The sequence below is a fragment of the Kerstersia similis genome (genome assembly GCF_965139615.1).
In the GTDB taxonomy this organism is placed as follows: Bacteria; Pseudomonadota; Gammaproteobacteria; order Burkholderiales; family Burkholderiaceae_B; genus Kerstersia; species Kerstersia similis.
In genome coordinates this window covers 1-6,538 of sequence record NZ_CBCSIQ010000044.1, presented here as the reverse complement: position 1 = coordinate 6,538, position 6,538 = coordinate 1, and the positions used below count along the sequence as shown (strand labels likewise).

Sequence of the window (6,538 nt, the reverse complement as noted above, 5' to 3'; positions counted from 1 at the left end):
GGGTGGCGTCAGGGTGGGATAAGTGGGTTTCGGTCTTGTGTTGTGCTTGGGCCCAGAACATTTGGCGCAGCAGGAATAGACGTTCGCGCCGTAGGGCGTCGGCAATGGGTTCTGGTGTGCCACCGAGATCCGTGGCGTCTTGTGCCATGCCTTCCAGTGCGGCCAATAGTACGGTGGGGGCCGCATGCCAGCATCGTGTCAGCAGGGTGTCGGGCGAGATGGCCTGCATGCCCAGGCGGCGCAGTTCGGAGCGGTTGAAGTCGCGCAGGTTCCAGGTGGCAATGACGATGCTGGCCTCAGGTTCGCGGTCCAGGGCTGCGCGGGCCGCTGCGATGACATGCCAGTCTTTTGGGTCGCTGTAGCGCAGTCCGGCTTGCCATTCCTGCAGGTTGTCTGAGGAGGCGAGGGGAAAGGCCGTTTGCATGGCTTGCCATTCCTGCATCAACCGTTCCGGTGGGATCGACCAGATGCGTGCGGCATTGCGACGCCATTCGTCACCGATGTATTCGCTCCAGACGGGCTGATACAGGCCCATGCTGCCAATGCGCAGCAGCAGGCGCCGCAGGATGCCGGGCATCAGGACGCAGGCATCCAGCACCACATGGCTGGGGGGCGGCAACGTGGCAGTGGTATTCATGCGTGAGGGTCCGCGTCGGTGGGTCAGTTCAGGTGGGAAGGGAGCGCGATGCCCGGCAGGCGCAGACTGTAGAGCACCGATTGCTGCACGGCTGGCGAGGCACAGAAAATGACGGCAACATCTCCATCGTTCATGTTGTCCAGTATTTCGGGCAGTTGTTCGGGCGCCTGTTCCGGGGTGTCCATGCCACAGACATGTACTTCGCCACTTTCTTCAAAGACCTGGGCAGGCAGGATTTCGGTGACTGCGTCCAGATCGGCTTCGCCGATGACGACATAAATACGGAAGCTGACGCCGCTTCGGGAGGTTTCCAGAATCACGCCACGCTGGCAGGTTCCGGTTTGTTTACTCAGGACAGACATGAAAATCCCGCAAATCTCTCAGCCGCCATTCTAGCGCTGAACCGGGCAGCGCTCCGGTAGTGTGCCGCAGAGTTGCAGGGACATATCGACGCCGGGTGGAAGTCTGCTAGAATCCCGTCTCTTGAAAAGGTTGCAGTGCTGCCGGTTTCCCCCCGAGCAGGTGATTCAGCATCCTGGGAGGTGTGGCAGAGTGGTCGATTGCACCGGTCTTGAAAACCGGCAACGGGCAACCGTTCGTGAGTTCGAATCTCACCGCCTCCGCCAAGAACGCTATTCAACCCGCTGATTCCGTTATCCGGATCAGCGGGTTTTTAGTTTTCGGGCGCAGTTCATCCCGGCCTTTGGGGCGAGGTAAAGAGCCCGGTGCCGGGCTGCCGGCGATGGGGGGCGGGACGGGGTTTTTGCCGTTTTCCCTGCCACGTGTTGCAGCACGGCCGTGTAAGATTTCTTGCTTGTTGCTATCTATATATTTTGGAGAAGACCATGACAGATCAGGAAACACTCGAGTCCAGGCTTTTTGAGCTGGAAGAGCGGGTCAGGGGGATGCAGATCGGCCTGCAAAATCTTGTTGTGGCGATTTGCGCCAATGGATCCATTGATGTGTCCAAGGTGGCAACGTCTTACAACAGGCTCAATGACACGATCCGTGAGCGTGTGGCGACGGAGGAGGGCGCGTGCCGAAATGCCATGGATCATATCGGCAAGGTGCTGGAGGCTGCCGGTTCGGTGATTGAGCAAGGTTTGCAGGAGGCCAGGGAGGCTGGCAACAAGGCGCATTAAGCGGGCGTGCCAGCCGTGTTTTTCCATTCCGCCGTGCGGCTGCTGTCTTGCAATTTTTTCCGGGCGTGAGTGCGGTGCAGGCGGGTGGCGGTTGCTGCAGGGGTGGTGGCCGGCCCGGCGTCAGCTGGGCTGGTGCAATCGGGTGTTCAGGTGCTACAGCAGTTTGAAGCCTGCCCAGCCAGGTAATAGCAGGGTGCAGGTCCACAAAATGGCGGAGAGCCAGTTGGCGATGTGAAAGCGCCGTTGCGGCATTTTGAAGATGCCGGCGATCAGCGGGACAGTTGCCCTGAGTGGGCCGAAGAAGCGGCATAGCACGATGCTGGCCCAGTCCCAGCGATCGAAGAAGCGTTTCGTTCTGACATAAAGTGCCTGCCGGCATCGGATCCAGCGAGAGTTCAGGATGAGCGGCCCATAGCGCAGGCCCAGCGAGTATGAGATCCAGTCACCCAGTCCTGCGCCCAGCGAGATGGCCAGCCAGATCGGGATGAAGGGGATGTCGCCTGCGCCGAGTAGCGCGCCAATCGACAGCAGCAAGGCCGTGCCGGGGATGACCAGGGCGACAAAAGGCAGGGATTTGAGCAGCGCCAGGATAAAGCTGATGAGGGCGAGCCAGTTGCTGTGTCTGGCGCCGAGAGCCAGGATGCTGCTGGAGGTTTCCTGCAGGAAGGACAATAGGGGAGCGAGCATGGCCGTCTTGCGGGTCTGAAGGCGGGCGGGGGCCGCTAAAGCGGAGGAAACTCAGCATGTTTGCCGCGTAGCCAGGGGTGTTGGGCTTGCGCCAGCATTTCACGGTCGCCGCGGCTGTCGCCATAAGCATACGTGAGTTTGGGGGCGGGGGTGCCCAGCCATTGCGATAGTCGCCTGACTTTTTCTGCGCCCCAGCAATTCGGGGTGGCGAATTCACCTTGGAATGTGTCGTTGGCATATGCCAGTTCTGTTGCCAGTACTGCGTCAAAGCCCGTGGCTTGTGCCCAGGGTTGCAGGTACAGGGAAACGGATGCACTGACCAGAACTAGACGATGCCCCTGTTGCTGGTGGGCTTGAATGCGGGCCCGCATGTCGGGGCGGATCAGGCGGGGTAGTCTGTGGGCGGCATAGTGCTGCGCGAGTTCGGATAGTTGGCCGCGCGACAGGCCGCGCAGGCAGCGAGCAAGAAAAGCGGCTTTGGTTTCTTGTCTGGTGCGCAGGCCGCAGGCCCACAGGATTGCAGTGGGGGCGGTACGCAGGCAGGCGCTGGCGTACCTGGGCCATCCCGCTGCGAAACGGGCGAAATCTTTCAGGCTGTCGCGGTCGCTGATGGTGCCATCGAAATCAAAGGCGGCAATAGGTATGGGGGATGAGGCGATCGCGGGCGTTGCTGTTGTCATCTAGGCGGTCTGCAAGGGTTTTGCTGCACGCAGGTGCTGATCAGGCGTACAAGCCAGGTTGGCGTCGTGGGCGGAGCGCCGTGTTTGGTCCGGCCGGGCTGGCAGTACCTGCGCGTTGTGTCAGGCTTCATTATCCATCAGGGGCGGGGCAACCCTTTTGGTGTCGCTGGCCGGTGCAGCCGCAATGGCGTCGCATGGCGCATGGCGCATGGTGTTGGCATGGTGTTCGCGTGTCATGGCAGGAGAGTGGTTTTGCGGTAGCATTCCTGGCAACGGGTTGTGCCGGCCGAGGGTGCATGCATGACCAGAGTGAATCGTTGCAAGGAGAGGGTTGATGGCAGAGCAGGTATCCCCGCATCATCAGGAAGCGGCCAAGGCGTTAGTGAAGGCAGTTCAGGATTTGGGGCACGATATGGATCAGGTGGTTGACCGTGCGCGTGCGAATCTGATGGGTAATCCCGAGACTGGGGAAGTGCGCCATCCGTATATGACCCAGATCATTACCTTGATCGAGGAGCTGGTGGCGGACACCAAGTAAAAAGCATGGGGGGCTGCTGCTGTCGAAGGCCGCTTCGTCAGCAGGGCTCAACCGGCGGGGGCTCGGTGGCGTTCTTCCTGTCCAGACGCAAAAAAGCCACCATTTCTGGTGGCTTGATCTGCAGGTATTCTGGTAGGCGGTATTGGATTCGAACCAACGACCTCCACGATGTCAACGTGGCGCTCTAACCAACTGAGCTAACCGCCTGTAAAGAAAAATGATTCTACAACCATTTTTTTACTGCTGTCAACAGAATTTTCGTTTTGGGAGAATTTTTTTCGTCCCTGGCGATTTGCCTGTTGCCTTCCGCCGCACCGCGTTTGTGGTGCTGAACTGAAGAAGCGGAATTATATACATATTTTTTTGTTTGTGTAAATTTCCGGTCATTTTTTTGCAGGCGGGCATGGGGGCTTTTGGGCATGGCGCGGATGGCGTGTCAGCGGGGCATCAGGCCTAGCAGTGTGAACCAGCCGTAGTCGAGCGGTACCAGTACGAAGAAGGTGATTGCCGCCAGCGCCAGGCAGAGTCGTATGCCATCTCTGGCCTTCACATGGCCCATGCCCATGGCGACAACAATGGGGGATGCCTGGTAAGGCAGCAGCGGCGTGGCATAGCCAATGACCTGCACCATCAGAATGGTCAGTAGGGGCAGGCCGGAGGCCTCGGCCATGGGTTGTGCGAGGGGGGTGAACAGAGCCGGCACGCCATTGGCCGTAACGGTGAAGTTCAATGCACTGGTCAGGGCTATCAATGCCCCGAAACTGCGCGCCGGGCTGGCGGGGTCGAGTGGCAGTATGTGCAGCAGCCAACTGCCCATGGCCGTCCCCAGTCCGGAATGGTTCACCAGCGCCGTCAGCCCCAGGATGCCGGCCACGTAAATACAGGTGCGGATGTTGACGCCGGTGGCGAATTCATCGCCGGTCAGGAAGCCGATGCGAGGCAACAGGCAAATGCAGGCTGCGCTCAGGCCGATCCAGGCAGGCGAGATGCCGTGCACGGCATCAGTCATCCATAGCGCCAGCGTTGCGAGCAGCAGTACGCCCAAGCGCTTTTCGGCCTGGCTCAAGGGGTTGCCAGGCCCTTCTGGCAAGACCATACAGGGTTTCGCCGGGAACAGCAGGCACAGACATGCCACCAGCGCCAGCCCCTTGAGCAGCCCGAGAACGGGGGCGTGCAGCACCAGGTAAGGCAAATATGAAAGATGGATGCCATAGGCGCTTTCGGCGGCGCCGGCCATGACCAGGTTGGGCACATTGGCAGGCAGGATGCTGGCGGAAAGCTGGAATGTCCCGAAGCCGACCGCCAGGGCCAGGGCCGTGCGGCCACGGCTGCCTGCGGCCAGCCCGGCGCGATCGGCCAGCGCCAGAACAATCGGCATCAGCAAGGCGATGCGCCCCATGTTGGAGGGCATGACGAAAGCCAGTGCATAGGTCAGTAGCACCACGCCACCAACCATGCGGGGCCATGAACCCGTCAACCGGCTTGCCAGGCTGCGGGCGATGCGGTCCGCCAAGCCGACTTTACGGATGGCAACGCCTAGGATAAAGCCGCTGAGTACCAGCCAGAACGCTGCCGAAGAAAAACCTGAAAACAGGATCTCGGGCGGGGCAAGGTTCAGAACGGCAGCAGCAGCAAAGAACAGCAGGGCAACGAGGTACTCCGGCAGCTTTCCTGTCGCCCAAAGCCCGATCGTTACGATGATGATGCTTGCGCTCATCCATGATTCTGCTGCCATTGCATTTCCCGATTGTTATATATTCGCGAAGGATATCCGAGCAAGAATTACATATGAATCCTTAAATTCTCATGGATTCCTTTCAAAAAAACGAAGGTTTTTTATGGCCAAACTCGATCTTGCCGATCTCGGCCTGTTTCGCCACATCGCGGAGGCAGGCAGCATCACGGGTGGGGCGGTGCGTGCGCACACGGCATTGGCTGCGGCCAGCACACGGGTGCGCGGCATGGAAACCATTCTTGGCACCCGCCTGCTGGAGCGTAGCCGCCAGGGCGTCACGCTGACGCCTGCTGGCCATGCCTTGCTGGCCCACGCACGCAAGTTGCTGGCGCAGGCGGATCTGATGCACGAGGAGTTGGGGGCTTTCTCGGGTGGCGCGAGCTCGCAGATTCGGCTGTTGTCAAATACGAATGCGCTGACTGAGTTCCTGCCGGAGGTGCTGGGGCGCTTCCTGGCGGATTACCCTGGCATCGCGGTTGATTTGCAGGAACGCCTCAGTGATGAAATTGTCGTGCGGGTCGCGGAAGGGGCTGCGGATCTTGGCATTGTGGCGGGTACGGTCGATACCGGCGCCTTGTTGACGTTGCCATTCAAGTCCGACCGCTTCGTGATTGTTGCGCCTTGCTCCGATCCCATCGCGGGTGCGGCGAGCGCCAGTTTTGCCGAGGTCTTGGATCGCGCTTTCATCGGCCTGGATCGAGAAAGCGCCTTGCAACGGTTTTTGGCCGATCGGGCCTTGCGCGAAGGCCGTCGGCTGCATTTGCGCGTGCAGCTGCGCAGTTTCGATGCGATTTGCCTGATGGTGCAGGCGGGCGTGGGCATTGGTATCGTGCCTGAAACCACGGCCAGGCGGGCGCAGCACAGTATGCGCCTCGCGGCCATCCCGCTGCGCAATGATTGGGCGCAGCGCGACTTGCGAGTGTGCCTGCGGCGGCGTGAGGCGGGAAATGCCGCGCTTTGGCGCCTGGTGAACTATTTGTGCCCTGATTCTGAGCTGGCGGGGAGCAGCGGCTGTCGCGCGGGGTCTGCATGAGCGCAAGCCGGTGTCCGGCATGTTGCTGGGTTGGCGCTGCTGCGCCTGCCGATTGTTCGGGGCGTGCGTTACTGCCGGTGGATGGC

Annotated in this window: 8 protein-coding genes and 2 tRNA genes; 4 read left to right on the top strand and 6 right to left on the bottom strand. The window is 60.5% G+C overall.

Annotation, left to right across the window (positions count from 1 at the left end; genetic code table 11):
- Positions 1–637, bottom strand: a 637-nt coding sequence (locus tag ACNA1V_RS17190; RefSeq protein WP_415834799.1) for a PIN domain-containing protein, incomplete at its 3' end; no start/stop codon positions are given.
- A gap of 23 nt (positions 638–660) precedes the next feature.
- Positions 661–999, bottom strand: a complete 339-nt coding sequence (locus ACNA1V_RS17185) for a hypothetical protein (protein ID WP_415834798.1) — start codon at positions 997–999, stop codon at positions 661–663.
- 176 nt (positions 1,000–1,175) lie between these two features.
- Between ACNA1V_RS17185 and ACNA1V_RS17180 the strand changes: the two genes are divergently transcribed.
- Positions 1,176–1,263, top strand: a tRNA-Ser gene (locus ACNA1V_RS17180).
- 219 nt (positions 1,264–1,482) lie between these two features.
- Positions 1,483–1,779 (top strand): hypothetical protein, encoded by a 297-nt coding sequence (locus ACNA1V_RS17175; protein WP_415834797.1) that lies wholly within the window; start codon positions 1,483–1,485, stop codon positions 1,777–1,779.
- Positions 1,780–1,932: 153 nt separating this feature from the next.
- Here ACNA1V_RS17175 and ACNA1V_RS17170 read toward each other — a convergent pair whose 3' ends face one another.
- A complete protein-coding gene (locus tag ACNA1V_RS17170; RefSeq protein WP_415834796.1) occupies positions 1,933–2,466 on the bottom strand; it encodes a DedA family protein in 534 nt (177 codons plus the stop codon).
- A gap of 35 nt (positions 2,467–2,501) precedes the next feature.
- Positions 2,502–3,146, bottom strand: a complete 645-nt coding sequence (locus tag ACNA1V_RS17165; RefSeq protein WP_415834795.1) for an HAD family hydrolase — start codon at positions 3,144–3,146, stop codon at positions 2,502–2,504.
- Positions 3,147–3,480: 334 nt separating this feature from the next.
- Here ACNA1V_RS17165 and ACNA1V_RS17160 point away from each other — a divergent pair, with 334 nt between their 5' ends.
- Complete coding sequence (locus tag ACNA1V_RS17160; protein WP_415834794.1) at positions 3,481–3,684, top strand: hypothetical protein; 204 nt, start codon at positions 3,481–3,483, stop codon at positions 3,682–3,684.
- A 130-nt stretch (positions 3,685–3,814) separates the two neighbouring features.
- Here the strand turns inward: ACNA1V_RS17160 and ACNA1V_RS17155 are convergent.
- Together ACNA1V_RS17155 and ACNA1V_RS17150 are read right to left on the bottom strand one after the other, a co-directional pair.
- A tRNA-Val gene (locus ACNA1V_RS17155) sits at positions 3,815–3,891 on the bottom strand.
- Positions 3,892–4,120: 229 nt separating this feature from the next.
- Positions 4,121–5,419: an SLC13 family permease gene (locus tag ACNA1V_RS17150; RefSeq protein ID WP_415834793.1), complete on the bottom strand. Its 1,299-nt coding sequence runs from the start codon at positions 5,417–5,419 to the stop codon at positions 4,121–4,123.
- Between the two features lie 103 nt (positions 5,420–5,522).
- Between ACNA1V_RS17150 and ACNA1V_RS17145 the strand changes: the two genes are divergently transcribed.
- Entirely contained in the window at positions 5,523–6,452 is a 930-nt protein-coding gene (locus tag ACNA1V_RS17145) for a LysR substrate-binding domain-containing protein (RefSeq protein ID WP_415834792.1), read from the top strand.
- Positions 6,453–6,538: the final 86 nt, after the last annotated feature.

Bases quoted from the DNA above. Each gene is read 5' to 3' on its own strand.
- ACNA1V_RS17185 (WP_415834798.1), bottom strand. From the start codon at position 999: ATGTCTGTCCTGAGTAAACAAACCGGAACCTGCCAGCGTGGCGTGATT.
- ACNA1V_RS17175 (WP_415834797.1), top strand. From the start codon at position 1,483: ATGACAGATCAGGAAACACTCGAGTCCAGGCTTTTTGAGCTGGAAGAG.
- ACNA1V_RS17170 (WP_415834796.1), bottom strand. From the start codon at position 2,466: ATGCTCGCTCCCCTATTGTCCTTCCTGCAGGAAACCTCCAGCAGCATC.
- ACNA1V_RS17165 (WP_415834795.1), bottom strand. From the start codon at position 3,146: ATGACAACAGCAACGCCCGCGATCGCCTCATCCCCCATACCTATTGCC.
- ACNA1V_RS17160 (WP_415834794.1), top strand. From the start codon at position 3,481: ATGGCAGAGCAGGTATCCCCGCATCATCAGGAAGCGGCCAAGGCGTTA.
- ACNA1V_RS17150 (WP_415834793.1), bottom strand. From the start codon at position 5,419: ATGGCAGCAGAATCATGGATGAGCGCAAGCATCATCATCGTAACGATC.
- ACNA1V_RS17145 (WP_415834792.1), top strand. From the start codon at position 5,523: ATGGCCAAACTCGATCTTGCCGATCTCGGCCTGTTTCGCCACATCGCG.